Annotated in this window: 15 protein-coding genes and 1 riboswitch; of the genes, 6 read left to right on the top strand and 9 right to left on the bottom strand. The window is 60.3% G+C overall.

Annotated elements, in window-relative coordinates:
* Positions 1–52 precede the first annotated feature (52 nt).
* The 3 genes from cpdA to ACA056_RS02325 form a co-directional block, all read right to left on the bottom strand.
* Positions 53–868: a 3',5'-cyclic-AMP phosphodiesterase gene (cpdA, locus tag ACA056_RS02335; protein ID WP_497270209.1), complete on the bottom strand. Its 816-nt coding sequence runs from the start codon at positions 866–868 to the stop codon at positions 53–55.
* Positions 869–966: 98 nt separating this feature from the next.
* A complete protein-coding gene (locus tag ACA056_RS02330) occupies positions 967–1,419 on the bottom strand; it encodes a DUF1249 domain-containing protein (protein WP_008153350.1) in 453 nt (150 codons plus the stop codon).
* Positions 1,410–2,027, bottom strand: coding sequence for an NUDIX domain-containing protein (locus ACA056_RS02325; RefSeq protein ID WP_131058782.1), 618 nt, complete (start codon positions 2,025–2,027; stop codon positions 1,410–1,412). The genes ACA056_RS02330 and ACA056_RS02325 overlap by 10 nt, the downstream gene beginning before the upstream one ends.
* A 228-nt stretch (positions 2,028–2,255) precedes the next feature.
* Between ACA056_RS02325 and ACA056_RS02320 the strand changes: the two genes are divergently transcribed.
* Positions 2,256–3,002, top strand: coding sequence for an RsiV family protein (locus ACA056_RS02320; protein WP_497270206.1), 747 nt, complete (start codon positions 2,256–2,258; stop codon positions 3,000–3,002).
* On the opposite strand, the gene cytX is transcribed toward ACA056_RS02320, so the two are convergent.
* Entirely contained in the window at positions 2,971–4,263 is a 1,293-nt protein-coding gene (cytX, locus tag ACA056_RS02315) for a putative hydroxymethylpyrimidine transporter CytX (protein ID WP_497270204.1), read from the bottom strand. The two genes, ACA056_RS02320 and cytX, sit on opposite strands and share 32 nt — an antisense overlap.
* Before the next feature lie 151 nt (positions 4,264–4,414).
* Positions 4,415–6,304: a phosphomethylpyrimidine synthase ThiC gene (thiC, locus tag ACA056_RS02310; protein ID WP_497270202.1), complete on the bottom strand. Its 1,890-nt coding sequence runs from the start codon at positions 6,302–6,304 to the stop codon at positions 4,415–4,417.
* 163 nt (positions 6,305–6,467) lie between these two features.
* Positions 6,468–6,573, bottom strand: a riboswitch (TPP riboswitch).
* A 191-nt stretch (positions 6,574–6,764) separates the two neighbouring features.
* On the opposite strand from thiC, the gene ACA056_RS02305 reads away from it, so the two are divergent.
* Positions 6,765–8,198, top strand: a complete 1,434-nt coding sequence (locus ACA056_RS02305) for a TolC family outer membrane protein (protein ID WP_497270200.1) — start codon at positions 6,765–6,767, stop codon at positions 8,196–8,198.
* Positions 8,199–8,351: 153 nt separating this feature from the next.
* On the opposite strand, the gene waaA is transcribed toward ACA056_RS02305, so the two are convergent.
* Both waaA and ACA056_RS02295 read right to left on the bottom strand, forming a co-directional pair.
* Positions 8,352–9,632 carry a lipid IV(A) 3-deoxy-D-manno-octulosonic acid transferase gene (gene waaA, locus ACA056_RS02300; RefSeq protein ID WP_497270198.1) on the bottom strand — a complete coding sequence of 427 codons (1,281 nt, stop codon included), beginning with the start codon at positions 9,630–9,632 and terminating at the stop codon, positions 8,352–8,354.
* The gene (locus ACA056_RS02295) at positions 9,625–10,545 is read right to left on the bottom strand and encodes a LysR family transcriptional regulator (RefSeq protein ID WP_497270196.1); all 921 of its coding nucleotides are present in this window, start codon (positions 10,543–10,545) and stop codon (positions 9,625–9,627) included. The genes waaA and ACA056_RS02295 overlap by 8 nt, the downstream gene beginning before the upstream one ends.
* A 103-nt stretch (positions 10,546–10,648) precedes the next feature.
* On the opposite strand from ACA056_RS02295, the gene ACA056_RS02290 reads away from it, so the two are divergent.
* From ACA056_RS02290 to ACA056_RS02275, 4 genes are all read left to right on the top strand, one after another.
* On the top strand, positions 10,649–10,981 hold the full coding sequence (locus tag ACA056_RS02290; protein ID WP_497270194.1) for a DMT family transporter: 333 nt from the start codon (positions 10,649–10,651) through the stop codon (positions 10,979–10,981).
* Positions 10,982–11,182: 201 nt separating this feature from the next.
* Complete coding sequence (locus tag ACA056_RS02285) at positions 11,183–12,358, top strand: NAD(P)/FAD-dependent oxidoreductase (protein ID WP_497270192.1); 1,176 nt, start codon at positions 11,183–11,185, stop codon at positions 12,356–12,358.
* Entirely contained in the window at positions 12,355–13,167 is an 813-nt protein-coding gene (locus ACA056_RS02280) for an aldo/keto reductase (RefSeq protein WP_497270190.1), read from the top strand. Before ACA056_RS02285 ends, ACA056_RS02280 begins: the two co-directional genes overlap by 4 nt.
* A 32-nt stretch (positions 13,168–13,199) precedes the next feature.
* Complete coding sequence (locus ACA056_RS02275) at positions 13,200–14,168, top strand: hypothetical protein (RefSeq protein ID WP_008146227.1); 969 nt, start codon at positions 13,200–13,202, stop codon at positions 14,166–14,168.
* 101 nt (positions 14,169–14,269) lie between these two features.
* Here ACA056_RS02275 and hldE read toward each other — a convergent pair whose 3' ends face one another.
* Positions 14,270–15,694, bottom strand: a complete 1,425-nt coding sequence (gene hldE, locus ACA056_RS02270) for a bifunctional D-glycero-beta-D-manno-heptose-7-phosphate kinase/D-glycero-beta-D-manno-heptose 1-phosphate adenylyltransferase HldE (RefSeq protein ID WP_033055483.1) — start codon at positions 15,692–15,694, stop codon at positions 14,270–14,272.
* 123 nt (positions 15,695–15,817) lie between these two features.
* Positions 15,818–17,626, bottom strand: coding sequence for a lipid A export permease/ATP-binding protein MsbA (msbA, locus tag ACA056_RS02265; protein ID WP_497270188.1), 1,809 nt, complete (start codon positions 17,624–17,626; stop codon positions 15,818–15,820).
* Between the last annotated feature and the right edge of the window lie 12 nt (positions 17,627–17,638).

Here is a 17,638-nt window from a genome sequence, read left to right as displayed (position 1 = left end):
AGCGAGCTTGCTCGCGATGGCCGCACCTCGGTCTTTGGTAATAACAAAGAAATCAGTAGCCGTCGGAGCCGTAATCGACCTCAAAGTTGAAACCCGTGACGCGTTCCACGCCGGTTTCGAGCTGGCCATCAGGTAAAAGCCGCAACCAGCGATACCCCGGCGCCTGGTCACTGACCTTGAAATCATCGCTGCCCGATTCGAACTGAATACACGTCGAAGGCGAGGCAATCAGCCGCACTCCATTGCGAACCTGGTCGATCTCTTGATGCACATGCCCCCACAAAACAGCGCGCACCTGCGGAAACCGATCCAGCACGGCAAACAACGCTTCCGGATTACGCAATCCAATGGGCTCCATCCACGCACACCCGAACGACACCGGATGATGATGGAAGCACACCAGATGATGGCGCTCCGGCGCCTCACTCAACGAGCGGGCCAGCAACTGTAGCTGCTCATCCTGCAAATACCCCGGCACCGAACCCGGTACGGCCGAATCCAGCAACGTGACGCGCCAGTTACCGACATCCACCACCGGCTCCAGCAACGCACTCTGCACGGCAGCCTCCGCCATGATCAGTGGCTCATCATGATTACCGGGAATCCAGCGCGCCGGTGCATCGAGCTGTCGCGTCAGGTCGCGAAACTGCTGATAGGACTCCAGCGTCCCGTCCTGAGACAGATCACCACTGGCAATGATCAGGTCGATCTGCGGCTGCTGCAGCCGCACCAGTTCAATGACTTTTTGCAGGCTGTCCCGGGTATTCATGCCCAACAACGTCCCGTCCGTCTCGGCAAACAGATGACTGTCGGAGAGTTGCACCAGCAACGCCGAATCGGCGGTGGTCAAAATGGATACGCTTGGCAAGGCGTTCTCCCAAGGCTGAATCACGGGATGGATGAGTGGCGCAATTATGCTGGGGGACGATCAAAAGGGGAAACCTGTGAACCTGACGCAGTTCACATCTATCGAACGACGGCGTACTCGTGCCCGCAGGCCAGACAATGGCTCAGCCATTCACCCAAGAACATATTCAGCTGGGCCTTTTCGTCCGGCTGATGCATTGAGGCATTCGGGTAAGGATAGATGCCGCGAAAGCGTCGTGCATGTTCAGCGCTGACGACTTCGGCCATACACGCGTCGTGATAGACCTGAACTTCCAGTTGCGGCACCGGCAGCCACGGCAGGCTGTGTTCCTGGCGCACTTGCAGGGTCGTGGTATACGGACAGACTTGAAGGACTTCAAGGGCCAGCACGCCGAGCATCTGGTCGCCGTGGGTCACGGCAATGCGCCGCGCCTCCGGCTCGTTGCGCATGTCCGGCAGCAGTCGCATCAGGCGCGCGTAGTTGGCCTCGCAGGAGGCTTGCAGCCCCACGAGATCAACCCGATAGCGATCGCGCAGTTTGTTTACGACCATAACCCCCTCACTTCAGCGCGGTTCAAAGCTAGCCATTGCAAAGCAATGATGCTGGCCGCGTTGGCAATTCGTCCGTCGCGTACGGCCTGCAGGGCATCTTCGAACGCCCAGACCGTGACGCGGATATCTTCTGCTTCTTCCTCCAGCCCATGCAGGCCGCCGACGCCGGTGCTGTCGCAACGCCCCAGGTACAAGTGCACAAATTCATTGCTGCCGCCCGGCGATGGAAAGTATTTGGTCATCGGCCAGAGCGCCCCGAACACAAGCCCAGCTTCCTCCTGCGCTTCGCGGTGAGCAACTTCTTCCGGCACTTCATCCTTGTCGATCAGACCGGCGACCAGTTCGATCAGCCATGGATTGTCGGTCTTGCCCATGGCGCCTACACGAAACTGCTCGATCAACACCACTTCGTCACGCTGCGGATCGTAAGGCAGCACGCACACCGCATCGTGGCGAACAAACACTTCACGATTGATCTCGCGACTCATGCCACCGGCGAACAATTCGTGACGCAAGTGCACACGATCGAGCTTGTAGAAGCCCTCGTAGCACTTTTCGCGCCGAACGATATCAACGGCGGTCGGAATGGCGTTGGCAAAATCAGTCATGACAATCCTCTTTACTGCAAATCCGTTACGAGGCTCCTTTTTGTTACTTGCAACCTCGACTTCGCGCCATCCTAACGCGCCCGCGACCTTTGATGCAGCCCCTTTCCAGTCAGCGGGATAGACGGTGAGGGCGAAACCAACTCTAATTAGCTTAGTGGCGAACTGACTGCTTCGTTGAGAGTCGAAGCGGATAACTTTTCGCCTTTCCCTGTTTTATGAAGGACGCCCATGTCGCTTTTTAAAATCGCCTCCGTGGCCGCAATCGCCCTGACTCTGGGCGCGTGCCAGAGTTTGTTCCAACCCAACTACCGGGCGCCGCTGGAAACTACCCGCGACGCTTCCGAACAGCTGAAACCGGGCTGCACAACTCCTGACTGCCCGCTGGTGAACATCGATACGCTGCGCTTCCCTGCCGAACCGCAGTTGGACGGCATCATCGAAAAACGCCTGCTGCAAATGACCCGCACCTCGCCCGATGCCCCGGTAGCGCCGACACTGGCAGCGTATCGCGAGCAGTTTTTGAGCAGTGCCGGCCCGCGCTACAGCAGCTACCTGCAAGCCAAGGTACGTGAGCAGCATGACGGCTTGGTGATCGTTGAATTCTCCAGCTACCTGGACACCGGCGGCGCCCATGGCACGCCGGGCCGCAGCTTCATCAACTATTCGCGCCAGCAACACAAAGTGCTGACGCTGTCGGACATGTTGGTGCCGGGGCAGGAAGAGGCGTTCTGGAAAGCCGCGCAGGTGGCACACAACAGTTGGTTGATCAGCACCAAGCTCGATCAGGAACCGGAATTCGTGAAGCAGTGGTCGTTCCAGAAAACCCAGAACGTGGCGCTGACCTACGGCGGGGTGATCCTCAAGTACGAAGTGAGCACCATCGCGCCTTACGCGCTGGGTCACGTCGAACTGAAGATCCCTTACCCACGCCTGAACGGCATTCTCAAGCCCGAGCTGTTTCCCGGCCGTAACTGAAGGCCCGGCCCAGCACCAGCTGGAGCAGCCCTGCCAAGATCAACGACGGCAGGGTTGCGCCGATGTCCGGATACAGATTAGCCAGCAAATGATAGGTGCTTACCCCGCCCAACCAGGCGAGCAACGCCGGCCAGCGCAACGCGGCTGATGCGACTTGAGCACTGCGTTTGCGCAGGATGAAGTGATCCACCAGCACCACGCCGAACAGCGGCGCAAACACCGAACCGATCAACAGCAGGAAGTTCTGGTACTGGACCAATGGTGCCAGACAGGCGATCAGGATGCAGATCACACCGATGGCCAGCGCCAGATGCTCGACTTTCAAGCGCAACAGAGTTCCGCTCGAAACGGCCGCCGAGTGAATGTCAGCGAAAGCTTTTTCGGACTCATCCAGCAGGATCAGCAGCAATGGAATCCCCAAACCGGCACCCGCCAATGCCAACAGCAAGGCATTCACTTCACCGCTCGGCGCGAACGCCAGGGTGTAGGCCACGCCGAGGCTCATCAGCCAGAAGTTACCGATAAAGAAGCCTACGGCCGTACCGCCGAACACGTTTTTCGCACGTTTGCCGAACCGCGAGTAGTCGGCTATCAGCGGCAACCACGAAAGCGGCATGGCGATGGCAATGTCGAAACCCACGGCAAACGGCATCGAACCATCACCGGCCTGCGCCCACAACGCGGCCAGATCAGCCTTGGCGAACAGGTTCCAGGTCAGCCAGATGCACGCAGCCAGCAGCAACCAGATGCCCCACTTGCGCAGGATCTGCCGCACGAATGTCAGCGGACCACTGACGGCCAGCAAGGTCGCCAAACCACCAAAGAACACGGTCCAGAGCAATGGATTGGACATCAGACTGCCTTCGCTGAACGCCCGCGCGCCGAGCAGGCTGGCGGCGTCACGCATGACGATGATCTCGAACGAGCCCCAGCCGATCAGTTGCAGCAGGTTAAGCACGGCCGGCAGGCTCGCGCCACGTTTGCCGAGGCTGAGCTTGAGCGCGGCCATCGACGACAGGCCGGTGTCGCTGCCGATCACGCCGACCGCAGCCAGTAATAGAACGCCAACCAGGGTGCCAAGGAAAATGGCCAGCAACGAGCCGGACAGACCCAGACCTGGTGCGAGCAATGCACCGGTCTGCAGGACCATCAGGCCGATGCCGAGGGAGAACCACAGGGAAAACAGATCGCGGCCGCCGAAGACACGTTTGTCGATTGGCACCGCGATGTCGGGGGAGTAAGTGCTGGGTTGAATGCTCAAGGGTGTTATCTCAGAGGGACATTTGTTGTTGTGTTGATCGCTATCGCCAGCAGGCTGGCTCCCACAGGGGACTTGTGAACACCACAAATCCAGTGTGGGAGCCAGCCTGCTGGCGATGGAGCCCTTTCAGGCCCCACCTTTTCAGGTCAGATCAAACCTTCTTGTACAGCTGACTGCCTTCCTGTTTGAACCGCTCGGCCTGTTCCGCCAATCCCTGGGCGACTTCGGCGTCGATGGTTTCGATCCGCTGGTTGGCCGCGTATTCGCGGACTTCCTGGGTGATCTTCATCGAACAGAATTTCGGCCCGCACATGGAGCAGAAGTGCGCGACCTTGGCCGAATCCTTCGGCAGGGTCTCATCGTGATACGAACGAGCCGTGTCCGGATCAAGGCCCAGGTTGAACTGGTCTTCCCAACGGAATTCGAAACGCGCCTTGCTCAAGGCATTGTCGCGGATCTGCGCGCCCGGATGCCCCTTCGCCAGATCGGCGGCATGGGCGGCGATCTTGTAGGTGATGATCCCGGTCTTCACGTCATCCTTGTTCGGCAGACCCAAGTGTTCCTTCGGCGTCACGTAGCACAGCATGGCGCAACCGAACCAGCCGATCATCGCCGCACCAATGCCGGAGGTGATGTGGTCGTAGCCCGGCGCGATGTCAGTGGTCAGCGGGCCGAGGGTGTAGAACGGCGCCTCATCGCAGCATTCCAGCTGCTTGTCCATGTTCTCTTTGATCAACTGCATCGGCACGTGGCCCGGGCCTTCGATCATGCACTGCACGTCGTGCTTCCAGGCGATCTTGGTCAGCTCGCCGAGGGTTTCCAGCTCACCGAATTGCGCGGCGTCGTTGGCATCGGCAATCGAGCCCGGACGCAGGCCATCGCCCAGCGAGAAGCTGACGTCGTAGGCCTTCATGATTTCGCAGATGTCTTCGAAATGGGTGTAGAGGAAGTTCTCTTTGTGGTGCGCCAGGCACCACTTCGCCATGATCGAACCGCCACGGGAAACGATACCGGTGACGCGCTTGGCAGTCAGCGGCACGTAGCGCAGCAACACACCGGCGTGGATGGTGAAGTAGTCAACGCCCTGCTCGGCCTGCTCGATCAGCGTGTCGCGGAACAGCTCCCAGGTCAGGTCTTCGGCAGCGCCGTCGACTTTTTCCAGGGCCTGATAAATCGGCACAGTACCGATCGGCACCGGCGAGTTACGGATGATCCACTCGCGGGTTTCGTGAATGTGTTTGCCGGTGGACAGGTCCATGACCGTGTCCGAACCCCAGCGAATGCCCCAGGTCAGTTTCGCCACTTCTTCTTCGATGGACGAACCCAAAGCGCTGTTGCCGATGTTGCCGTTGATCTTCACCAGGAAGTTACGGCCGATGATCATCGGTTCCAGTTCGGTGTGGTTGATGTTGGCCGGAATGATCGCGCGACCGCGGGCGATCTCTTCACGGACGAATTCGGGGGTGATGATTTTCGGCACGCTGGCGCCGAAGCTGTGACCGGCGTGTTGCTGGTCCAGTAGGCCAGCGGCGCGCGCCACTTCAAGCTTCATGTTTTCGCGGATGGCGACGTATTCCATCTCGGCGGTGATGATGCCTTTGCGGGCGTAGTGCATCTGGCTGACGTTGGCACCAGCCTTGGCCCGGCGCGGGTTGTTCACGTGAGCGAAACGCAGCTTGGTCAGCTCCGCATCGGCGAGGCGTTCCTGGCCGAAGTTGGAACTCAGACCCGGCAGACGCTCGGTGTCGCCACGGGACTCGATCCACGGCGAACGCACATCGGCCAGGCCTTTGCGCACGTCGATGATGACGTTGGGGTCGGTGTACGGGCCCGAGGTGTCGTACACGACGACAGGCGCGTTGATCTCGCCGCCAAAGTCGGTCGGGGTCACATCAAGGCTGATTTCGCGCATCGGCACGAGGATGTCCGGGCGAGAGCCCTGAACATAGATTTTTTGCGAGCGGGTAAACGGCTGAACCGATTGCTGATCGACTTGGGCCGAATCACTCAGGTTCGTAGTGTTTTTTAGTTTTATCGTCATCACGGGCTCTCCAAACACATCCAGGCAGTGGATTTTTGTCGGAGCGAACCTGTAATCGAATGGACGCACGGGCGCTGGGAAAACCAGCAGTGCTGTGCTCAGTGCTCGAGGGGTGTTCGATTGTCGAACAACATCCCGGACGAAGCACAAGAGGACTCGCCGGGTGACGAGAAATCTTGTTCCCTACGCAGGCGCTAACCTGATCAGGTTCAACGGGATCCGAAATTATTCGATCTCAGCCTCATAGCAAGGCACCCCGACAAGAACCCGGCCAGTCTAGACACAACCGGCAAAGAACGCCAACACCGCGGCAAACACCATGATGAATGGCGTAATTACAGGATTGTTGCCATGCGGATGCCCAACTACACTCGCAACCCATGCCCCGCCTTGACGCTGTGCGGGCTGCGCCGTACCTTTGGCGCTCAAATTATCAGCGTAATTTTTTAGGGATCGCCTCATGCTGCGCAAACTTTCACTGGCCCTTGCCGTGTCTTGTGCGTCCAACGGAATGGCCTGGGCAGCAGAAGCGCCCTTATCGACCAAGACGGATCTGGTCAGCGTCTATCAGGAAGCGGTGGACAACAACGCCGACCTCGCTGCAGCCATCGCTCAATATGGCGCCCAGAAAGAAGTCGTGCCCCAGGCCCGCGCCGGGCTGTTGCCCAATCTCTCGGGCGGCGCTGAACTAGCCGCTGTGCGCACCGCGATCGATCAGCCATCGGCGACTGCCAACCGTAACGCTCATTCCTATCAAGCGACCCTGGCTCAACCGCTGTTCCGTGCTGATCGCTGGTTCCAGTTCCAGGCCGCCAAAGACGTTAACGAACAGGCTGCGTTGCAGCTCTCGGCAACCCAGCAAAACCTGATACTGCAAACTGCCGTCAGCTACTTCGATGTCTTGCGAACCCAGGACAACCTGGCGTCAACCAAGGCCGAAGAAGCCGCGTTCAAACGTCAGCTCGATCAGTCCAACGAACGCTTCGACGTCGGTCTCTCGGACAAAACTGATGTGCTGCAATCGCAAGCCAGCTACGACACTGCACGCGCCAACCGAATCGTCGCGCAGCGCCAGGTAGATGATGCGTTCGAAGCCCTGATCACCCTGACCAACCGTCAGTACAACTCGATCTGGGGCATTTCCCATACCTTGCCGATCCTGCCGCCAGCACCGAACGACGCCAAGGCCTGGGTCGATACGGCAGCCAGACAGAACCTCAATCTGCTCGCGAGCAACTACGCCGTCAGCGCCGCCGAAGAAACCCTCAAGCAGCGCAAGGCCGGCCACGCGCCAACTGTCGACGCCGTGGCGAAATACGAGAAGGGTGACAACGATGCCTTGGGCTTCAGCAACCCGAACGCCTTCGGCCAGCCTTACGGTGGCAACGTCGAGCAAACGACGGTTGGCCTGCAACTGAATATCCCGATCTACAGCGGCGGCCTGATCAACTCCCAGGTGCGCCAATCGTATGCACAGCTGGACCAGTCCGAGCAGCAACGCGAATCCCTGCGTCGGCAAATCGTCGAAAGCACCCGCAACCTGCATCGTGCGGTGAACACCGACGTCGAGCAGGTGCAGGCGCGCAAGCAGTCGATCATCTCCAACCAAAGCGCCGTGGAAGCGACCGAAATCGGTTATCAGGTGGGTACGCGAAATATCGTCGACGTGCTGGATGCCCAGCGTCAGCTGTACACCTCGGTGCGCGACTACAACAACACTCGCTACGACTACATCCTCGACAACCTGCGCTTGAAGCAGGCCGCGGGCACGTTGAACCCTGGGGACTTGCAGGACCTGGCGCGTTACCTCAAGGCCGATTACAACCCGGATAAAGACTTCCTGCCGCCGGACCTGGCGAAGGCTGCGGCGGAGCAACTCAAAGCCCGACCTTGAACGTCAGATTTGAATCTGTGGTGAACAGGTAGGCACCGCAATCCCTGTGGGAGCGAGCTTGCTCGCGATGACGGTAGTTCATTCAACACTTCAGTTGCCTGTCAGTCCGCTATCGCGAGCAAGCTCGCTCCCACAGTTTGATCAGCGGTAGATTCAGGACTTGTCGATCAACCGCCCCAACCCATCCAGCAATCGCTGCAACGCGCCCTGATTGGTGCGCATGACTTTCAACCCCGCCTCCGCCATCCGCTGCGCATCACGCGGCAATTCGAACAGCCGCTGCACCGCCAGCGCCAGACTTTCGGCATCTTCCACTTCCTGCAACGCCCCGGCACTGCGCAACTGCGCGGCGATTTCGAGGAAGTTAAACAGGTGCGGCCCGCTCAACACCGGTTTGGCCAGAGCCGCCGGCTCCAGCAGGTTGTGCCCGCCGTTTGGCACCAGACTGCCGCCAACAAAAGCGCTGTCAGCCAAGGCATACAGAAACAGCAACTCACCCATGGTGTCGCCCAGCAGCACCGACGTACCGGCGGTGATGGGTTCACCAGTGGAACGACGGACCGTGGCGAAACCCTGCTGCCGACACAGCTCGAACACCGAATTAAAACGCTCCGGATGGCGCGGCACCAGAATCAGCAAGGCATCGGGATGATTGGCGAGCAACTGACGATGCGCCGCCAGCACTACCTCGTCTTCACCTTCGTGCGTACTGGCAGCAATCCACACCGGACGCTCCTGCGCCTGCCATTGCGCACGCAACTCGACGGCACGCTGAAGCAGTGCCGGGTCGATAGTCAGATCAAACTTGATAGAGCCGGTCACTTCGACCGTTTCCGGGCGGGCGCCCAATTCACGGAAGCGCTGGGCCTCGGCCTCAGTCTGCACCGCGAACAGGCTCATCTCGGCGAGCATCGGCTGGGTCAGTTTATTGAAACGGCCATAACCCTTGGCCGAACGCTCGGAGAGTCGCGCGTTGGCGAGCGCCACTGGAATCCCACGCTTGGCGCACTGATGGATATGGTTCGGCCAGAGCTCGGTTTCCATGATCACCGCCAGTTTCGGCTGGACCCGATCAAGGAATCGCTTCGCTGCGCAAGGCAAGTCGTAAGGCAAATAGCAGTGCTGGATGCGCGGCTCATTGGCGAACAGCGCGTGGATGCGCTCCGAACCGGTAGGGGTCATGCAGGTCACGGTAATGGGCAGCTGTGGATAACGTTGCAGCAAGGCGCGAATCATCGGCGCCGCGGCAATGCTTTCGCCCACCGACACTGCGTGCACCCAGATGCCGCCCGTTTTCATCGCCGGTAACCCGAGGGAGAAACGTTCGCCAACGCGCTTGGCGTACGCGGGCGCCTTGCGCGCCCGCAGCCAAAGCCGAATCGCTACCAGTGGCAGCCCCAGGTAAAACAGCGCGGTGTAGAGAGTTCTATTCATGGCGGCGGAGTTTATCGGTTTTTTCGCCGATCGCCTGCAAGTGCACGGCAAAACGTTCCGCCAGCCAACGAGCCGCCGGCCCCAGAGGCTCATCGCGGCGCCAGACCAGCTCCACCACCAGCGCTGGCGGGGTCCATTCGCTGACCAGTTCGACCATCAGATTCTGATACGCCGGGTACTGCACCACGTGGCGCGGCAGCCAGGCCCAGCCGAGGCCGCGCACCAGCCATTCAGCCATCACGTAGAAACTGTCGGCCCGCCAGACTTGCGGGCTGGCGGGTTCACTGCCGGGATAGACACTCGACTGTGTGGACATCAGCAACTGACGATGCTGCGCCAGTTGCTGACAATCGACCTGAGCCTGTTGCGCCAGTGGGTGGCCGACGCCGCACACCGTGACCATTTCGACGCTGCCCAACACCCGCCGCTCGAGCGCTTCGGGGATTTGATCGTGATAAAACAGCAACCCCAGATCGGCCCGACGCTCCACCAGTTTGCGCGCCACATCGCCTTGGGCGGCGCTGGTCAGCTGCACTTCAAGGCTGGGAAATTGTTGAGCCAGGGCTTCGAAGCTTTCGATGATCGGCTGATAGGGCATCGCCTCATCCTGGGCCACACGCAAACGCGCCTCCTGGCCGCGCATCATGGCCAGCGCCCGACCGTTAAGGCGTTCGCATTGGCGCAGCACTTCCCGCGCCTCGTCCAGCAATGCGTTACCGGCCTCGGTGAGTTTCGGCTGGCGGCCGCTGCTACGGTCGAACAGGCTGACGCCGAGGTCTTCTTCGAGCAGCGCAATCGAACTGCTGACCGCCGACTGCGCCTTGCGCTGATCCCGCGCTACCGCAGAAAACGAACGCTGCTCCGCTACGCTGACAAACAAGCGCAGCTGCTCCAGATTCCATTGCGTATTCATGGCTCAACCCATCTTCATAACAGATAGGTAATGACTTTACCGCATCTGGAGAATCTCTAAAATGCCGACCTCAGAAAGCAACACTTCACACGAGGATGCACCTATGACCGCTTACTACTACTTGGCCATTGCCATCTGCGCCGAAGTGATCGCCACTGTTTCGATGAAAGCGGTCAAAGGCTTCAGCACCCCGCTGCCGCTGATTCTGGTGATTGTCGGCTACGGCATCGCCTTCTGGATGCTGACGCTGGTGGTGCGCAGCGTTCCGGTAGGCGTGGCTTACGCGGTATGGGCCGGCATGGGGATCGTGATGGTCAGCGTGGCGGCGCTGTTTATCTACGGGCAGAAGCTGGATGTGCCGGCGATGCTGGGGATGGCGTTGATTGTGCTGGGCGTCGTCGTCATCCAAGTCTTCTCCAAAACCGCCGGGCATTAACTGGCACCACCAATCCCCTGTGGGAGTGAGCCTGCTCGCGATCGCGGTGTACCAGTCGACTGAAAAGTTGCCTGACACACCGCCATCGCGAGCAGGCTCACTCCCACAGGGGTTGTAGTTGGTCATCTTTTGATCGCCAGCAAAACCTCCAATCTTCGAGTCTGTATACTGCGCCCTCGTCTTGAACACTGAGGTCGCTGCATGCCATCCGTTATTTCCACCGACGTTCTGATTGTCGGCGCTGGTGTCGCCGGCCTCTGGCTGAATGCGCGTCTGCGCCGCCAGGGTTTTTCGACCGTGCTGGTGGAAAGCGCCAGCCTCGGTGGCGGGCAAAGCGTGAAGTCCCAAGGCATCATCCATGGCGGCGCCAAGTATGCATTGCATGGCGCCTTGACCGGTGCCTCGGAAGCCATCGCCGACATGCCTCGCCGCTGGCGCGAAGCCTTGGCCGGTGACGGCGAACTGGACCTGACCGGCGTGCGCCTGCTGTCCGAAGCCCATTACCTCTGGTCCCCCGGCACGATCGCCGGCAATCTCACCAGTTTCTTCGCCAGCAAGGCCGTGCGCGGCCGTGTCGATCAGGTCAAGGGCGAGCAACTGCCGCCCGCCCTGCAAGACAAGCGCTTCAAGGGCAAGGTCTATCGCCTGGCGGAACTGGTGATCGACGTACCGAGCCTGATCCAGCGCCTGGCCGATCTGGCGGGTGATGGCCTGCTCGCCGGTCAGAACATTGAACCGCTGCTGGAAGGTGGAAAGCTGGTCGGCCTGAAGGTCGACGCGCGCGAGATTCGCGCCCAGCGCATCGTCTTGAGCGCCGGCGCCGGTACAGCCGCGCTGCTCGAAGCCTTGGGGCTGACCCAACCCGCCATGCAACGCCGGCCGTTGCACATGATCATCGCCAAAGGTCCTGGCCTCAAACCGCTGTATGCCCACTGCCTGGGCGGCGGCACCAAGCCGCGCATTACCGTGACCACCCATCCGGCCGCCGATGGTCAGTGGGTCTGGTATCTGGGCGGCGATATCGCTGAAGCCGAAGGTGTTGCCCGCGAACCCGCCGAGCAAATCGCCACCGCGCAGAAAGAACTCGGCCAGTTGCTGCCATGGATCGACCTGAGCACCGCGCAATGGGCCACCCTTCGAGTGGATCGCGCCGAGCCGCTGCAATCGGGACTGACCCGTCCTGACAATGCATTCCTTGCCGAAGAAGGCCGGCTGCTGGTCGGCTGGCCAACCAAACTCGCGCTGGCTCCGGACTTTGCTGATCGCGTCATCGCGTCCTTGCAGCGCGACGGCATCCAGCCAAGCCATCCCGCGGACCTGCCCGACCTGCCAAAACCGCCGATGGGCGTCCCTGCCTGGGAGCAACTGCTGCCATGAGCCAACCGACCTTGCACGATCTGCATCGCCCGCTGGGTAGCACCGGCCTGCTGGTTTCGCCACTGGGCCTGGGTACGGTAAAACTCGGCCGTGACCAAGGCGTGAAATACCCCAACGGTTTTCAGATTCCCGATGATGACGAAGCGCGCATGCTGCTCAAACTCGCGCGCGACCTGGGCATCAACCTGATCGACACTGCCCCGGCCTATGGCCGCAGCGAAGAACGCCTCGGCCCGTTGCTGCGGGGGCAGCGTCAGGACTGGGTGATCGTCAGCAAGGTCGGCGAAGAGTTTATCAACGGTCAGTCGAGCCATGACTTCAGCGCCGCCCACACCCGACAGTCGGTGGAACGTAGTCTGCAACGGCTGGAAACGGACTTCATCGATCTGGTGCTGGTGCACTCCGACGGCAACGACCTGGCGATCCTCAATGACAGCGAGGTCTATGCGACCCTCGCCGAGCTGAAGAGCGAGGGCAAGATTCGCGGTTTCGGTTTTTCCGGCAAAACCGTCGAAGGCGGATTGAAGGCTCTGGAACAAGGTGATTGCGCGATGGTCACCTACAATCTGAACGAGCAGAACGAGAAGCCGGTCATTGACTATGCTGCTGCTCACGGTAAAGCCATTCTGGTCAAAAAAGCCCTCGCCAGCGGTCATGTTTGCCTGAGCCCGGGCGTGGACCCTGTTCGCGCCAGCTTCGAGTTGTTGTTTGAACATCCGGGTGTTGCCAGTGCTATTGTCGGGACCATTAATCCGCTGCACCTCGCCCATAACGTCGCGACCGTTGCCCAGGTCCTACGTAGTAACTGATGCCGCCCACGCGGCCTTAAGCAGGAGCCGACATGCCGCGTACGCTCATAAGAAAGAACCCGAGCAACTTCAAGACCCTGCCGTTATTCGTCGAAGCGACTCCCGAAGGCCTGAGTTATCAAAGCGTCGGGATGCCGCTCAATTTCTCCCAGACCCTGCAACGTCGCCGCCCGGTGACGGTAGCCGACACTCAGCGGTTTTCGCTTGAGCTGGCCAACCTCGGGGTCTCGGTGCGCCTGACCCTCCATTGGCAGAACCGCGATTACTGGGTGTTGGTGCGTCAGCGTCGGCAAGACCGCGGCGACGTGGTGCTCAAGCTGATCTCCGGTTACGTGCCCGCCCATGAGCTGAACCTGCCGCTGCACACCGCGATTCAGGAAATTGCCGAAGAGTGCCTGCTGGAAACCCCGGAAGGCTGGCTCGGCGGGCGTTTCAATGACACCTGGCTGCCGGCGCCCTACTCGTCCGCGCTGCATTATCGCGAAGCCCTGCCGTTTCGCCTGACGCCGTTGTCCGGTTCGGCGCGGCCGGTGCGTTGCGCCAAGATGCAGTTGATCGAGCGCCCGCGGGCTTACGTGCATTTGCCGACGGCCTCGCTGCAATTGATCTATGACTTGCGCCTGGACGTGCCCAAAGAGGCCAAATCCCTGAGCCTGTTCCATGTCGACGAACGACTGGAAGGCGATCAACTGGTGGCCCGGCTCGATCGAAAACGTCCCGATTTGTACTTGATGCCGCTGCAGGACGGCCAACCGATGGCCGAGCTCTATACCTTGAAAAAGGATCAGCTGTACCCGGCAAGTACTCGCGGGTTGTACCTGGCAGAGAGTTTTGCCCAGCAGGAAGGCTGGCTGGTGAGGGATGAGCGGATTCGCTGGAAGGATTGGGTGCGGCAACAGGGTTTGAGCCCGCCGGGGAAAGATTCAGGTTTGGCGCGGTTGCGTGGGAAGGCGAAGCAATTGCTGAAGAGAATCGTACCGCGTAAGAAAGTCAGCTCTTAAAGCAAAAGATCGCAGCCTCGTTCCACTCAACAGCTCCTACATTGAAATGCAATTCCCTGTAGGAGCTGTTGAGTGAAACGAGGCTGCGATCTTTTATGGCATCACTCGGACTTGCGGATCTTCTCGACAATCGCGGTAGTCGAGCTGTTTTCCACCAGCCCCAGCACTTTCACCGTTCCGCCGTAAGCGGTCACGATGTCCGCGCCGACGACCTGCTCGATTCCGTAGTCCCCGCCCTTGACCAGCACATCCGGCTTGACCTCGCGCAGCAGGTTTTCCGGGGTGCCTTCAGCGAAGCTGATCACCCAATCCACGGCGCCCAGACCTGCCAGTACGGCCATGCGACGGTCGACGCTGTTGATCGGACGACCTGGCCCTTTCAGGCGGCTGACCGACGCATCGTCGTTGACCGCGACGATCAGGCGATCGCCCTGGGCCCGCGCCTGTTCGAGGTAGGTCACGTGGCCGGCGTGCAAAATGTCGAAGCAGCCGTTGGTGAAGACGATCTTCTCTTTATGCGCACGCGCATCATCGACCGCCAGCAACAGCTGCTCAAGGCCAAGTACACCGCGCTCGGAACCTTCTTCACGCTGGATGGCGCGACGCAGTTCCGGTGCGCTGATGGCCGCCGTACCCAGTTTGCCAACCACAATGCCCGCCGCCAGGTTGGCCAGGGCCACCGCGTGGGGCAGTTCTTCGCCAGCGGCAATGGCGGCCGCCAGGGTGGAAATCACCGTGTCGCCGGCACCGGTCACATCGAACACTTCACGGGCACGGGCCGGCAGGTGCAGCGCCGGATGATCCGGACGCAACAGGGTCATGCCGTGTTCGCCGCGGGTCACCAGCAATGCGCCGAGGTCGAGGTCGTGCATCAGCTGCGCGCCCTTGCTCACCAGCTCGTGCTCATCGGCGCAACCGCCGACGATGGTTTCGAATTCGCTGAGGTTCGGGGTGATCAGGCTCGCACCCCGATAGATCGAGAAATCCTTGCCCTTAGGGTCGGCCAGCACCGGAATGCCACGGGCACGGGCCGCCTGGATCAGCACCTGATGGTTTTTCAGCGCGCCTTTGCCGTAATCGGACAGCACCAGCACTTTGATGCCTTCGAGCAACTCATCGACTTGCTCGCCCAACGCCAACGCGTCGGTGGCAAAAGGTTCTTCGAAGTCGATACGCAGCAGTTGCTGGTGACGGCTCATGACCCGCAGCTTGACGATGGTCGGCTGGTGCGCGATGCGTTGGAACAACGCCCGAACGCCAGCGCCCTTGAGGCTATTGGCCAGACTGTCGGCGGCTTCATCGTCGCCGGTCACACCGACCAGCGAGGCCGGGGCGCCGAGGGCGGCAATGTTCAACGCAACGTTGGCGGCACCGCCCGGGCGGTCCTCGATTTGCTCGACCTTGACTACCGGTACCGGCGCCTCAGGGGAAATCCGTGAGGTACCACCATGCCAGTAACGGTCGAGCATGACATCGCCGACCACCAAGACAGGGGCTTGATCGAATCGCGGCATGGACAACTTCATGGAGCAACCCACATACAAAATGAACAGGGGCGCGATATTAACACAGGGTTGGCGTGGGCTTGCGCATGGCATTAATGAGAGGATTTTTTGCGGCCGCCACCCCTCGGTGGCGGCCAGCGGGGGTCAGGCGATACCCGCAGTAACCGGCTCGTCCAGACCCATCGCATGCAGGCGCGCGTAGTAGCCGTTTTGCGCCAGCAGTTGAGCGTGGGTGCCGCGCTCGACGATTTCACCGTGGTCCATGACCAGGATCAGGTCAGCCTTCTCGATGGTTGACAACCGGTGAGCAATCACCAGCGTGGTGCGACCTTTCATGACCTGATCCAGTGCCGCCTGAATGTGCCGCTCGGACTCGGTATCGAGTGCCGACGTTGCCTCGTCGAGAATCAGCAAGGGTGCGTTCTTCAACAAGGCCCGGGCAATCGCCAGGCGCTGACGCTGGCCACCGGACAGCAACACTCCGTTTTCCCCGACCTGGGTGTCCAGGCCCTGCGGCATCTCCGAGATGAAGTCCATCGCGTAAGCATCCGTGGCGGCCTTTTCGATGTCGGCACGTGGTGCGCCGGCCAGGTCACCGTAAGCGATGTTGTTGGCGATGGTGTCGTTGAACAGGGTCACATGCTGCGTCACCTGCGCCACGTGCCGACGCAGATTGCGCAGACGATAGTCTTCGATTTCCACGTCATCGAGCATGATTTCGCCGGTTTCGTGGTGATAGAAACGCGGAATCAGGCTGGCCAGGGTCGACTTGCCGCTACCCGAACGACCGACCAGGGCGATCATTTGCCCCGGTGCCGCCGTGAAGCTGATGTTCTTCAGCACTTCACGCTCGGTCCCTGGATAGGTGAAGCTCAGGTTGCGCACGTCCAGGTGGCCGCTGACGCGATCGCGCTCGACGGTACCCTGGTCAATCTCTGGTTCGACGTCCAGTTGCTCGAAAATGCTCTCGGCACCGGCAACGCCTTTCTGGATTGTCGAGCTGACTTCCGACAGCTGCCGAATCGGCTTGGGCAACAGGCCCGCCGCGGTGATGTAGGCCACCAGGTCACCGGCGGTGGCATCGCCGCGCAGGAACAGCACCAGGAACATCAGCACCGCCATGGCGGTGTAGATCACCAATTGCAGCATGGGTGTGTAGACCGCACCGGTCTTGGTCATGCGCAGTTGCTTGTCAGTGTTGCTCTGACTGGCTTCGGCGAAACGACGCTCTTCGTAACTCTCGCCGCCAAAGCTGCGCACCACACGGTAACCCTGGATGGTCTCGGAAGCCACGTGAGTCACATCGCCCATCGCCACCTGAATCTTCTTGCTCTGCTTGCGGAATTTTTTGCTGGTGCTGCCCACCATGACCGCGATGATGGGCAGGATCGCCAGCATCACCAGGGTCAGCTTCCAGTTCATCCACAACAGGTAAGCAAACAGGAACACCACGGTCAGGCCTTCACGAATGACCACTTTGATGGCGTCCGTGGCCGCACCGGTGACCATGGTCACGTTGAAGGTGATGCGCGAAATCAGGTGCCCGGAGTTATGGGTGTCGAAATAACGGTTGGGCAATACCAGCAACTTGTTGAACAGCTCGACACGCAAGTCGTGGACCAGTCCCAACGATACTTTGGCCAGGTAATAGTTTCCCAGGAAAGACCCCAGGCCTTGCCAGGCGGCGATCAGGATGATCAGCAGCGGTACGGCCATCAGCAACTGCAAGTCTTGCAAATAGGGAACAGTCGGGAAGAGCACCGCTTCGGGGTTGCTCAGGCCATCGACGAAATATTTGAGAATCCCCGCGAGCATGGGCTGCGTCGAGGCAAAGATCACGAAGCCGACGATACTCACCAGGAATAGGCCGATATAGGGTTTTACATAACCCAACAGCCGAAAATAGATTTTCAGGCTGGAATCCTGTCCCGCTTTGGGCGGTGCGTCACTCATCGTAGAGCTCAC

It is taken from the genome of Pseudomonas sp. LBUM1666 (assembly GCF_059695775.1).
The sequence above is the reverse complement of the archived record's forward strand: the minus strand, read 5'-3'. Positions and strand labels throughout refer to the sequence as shown.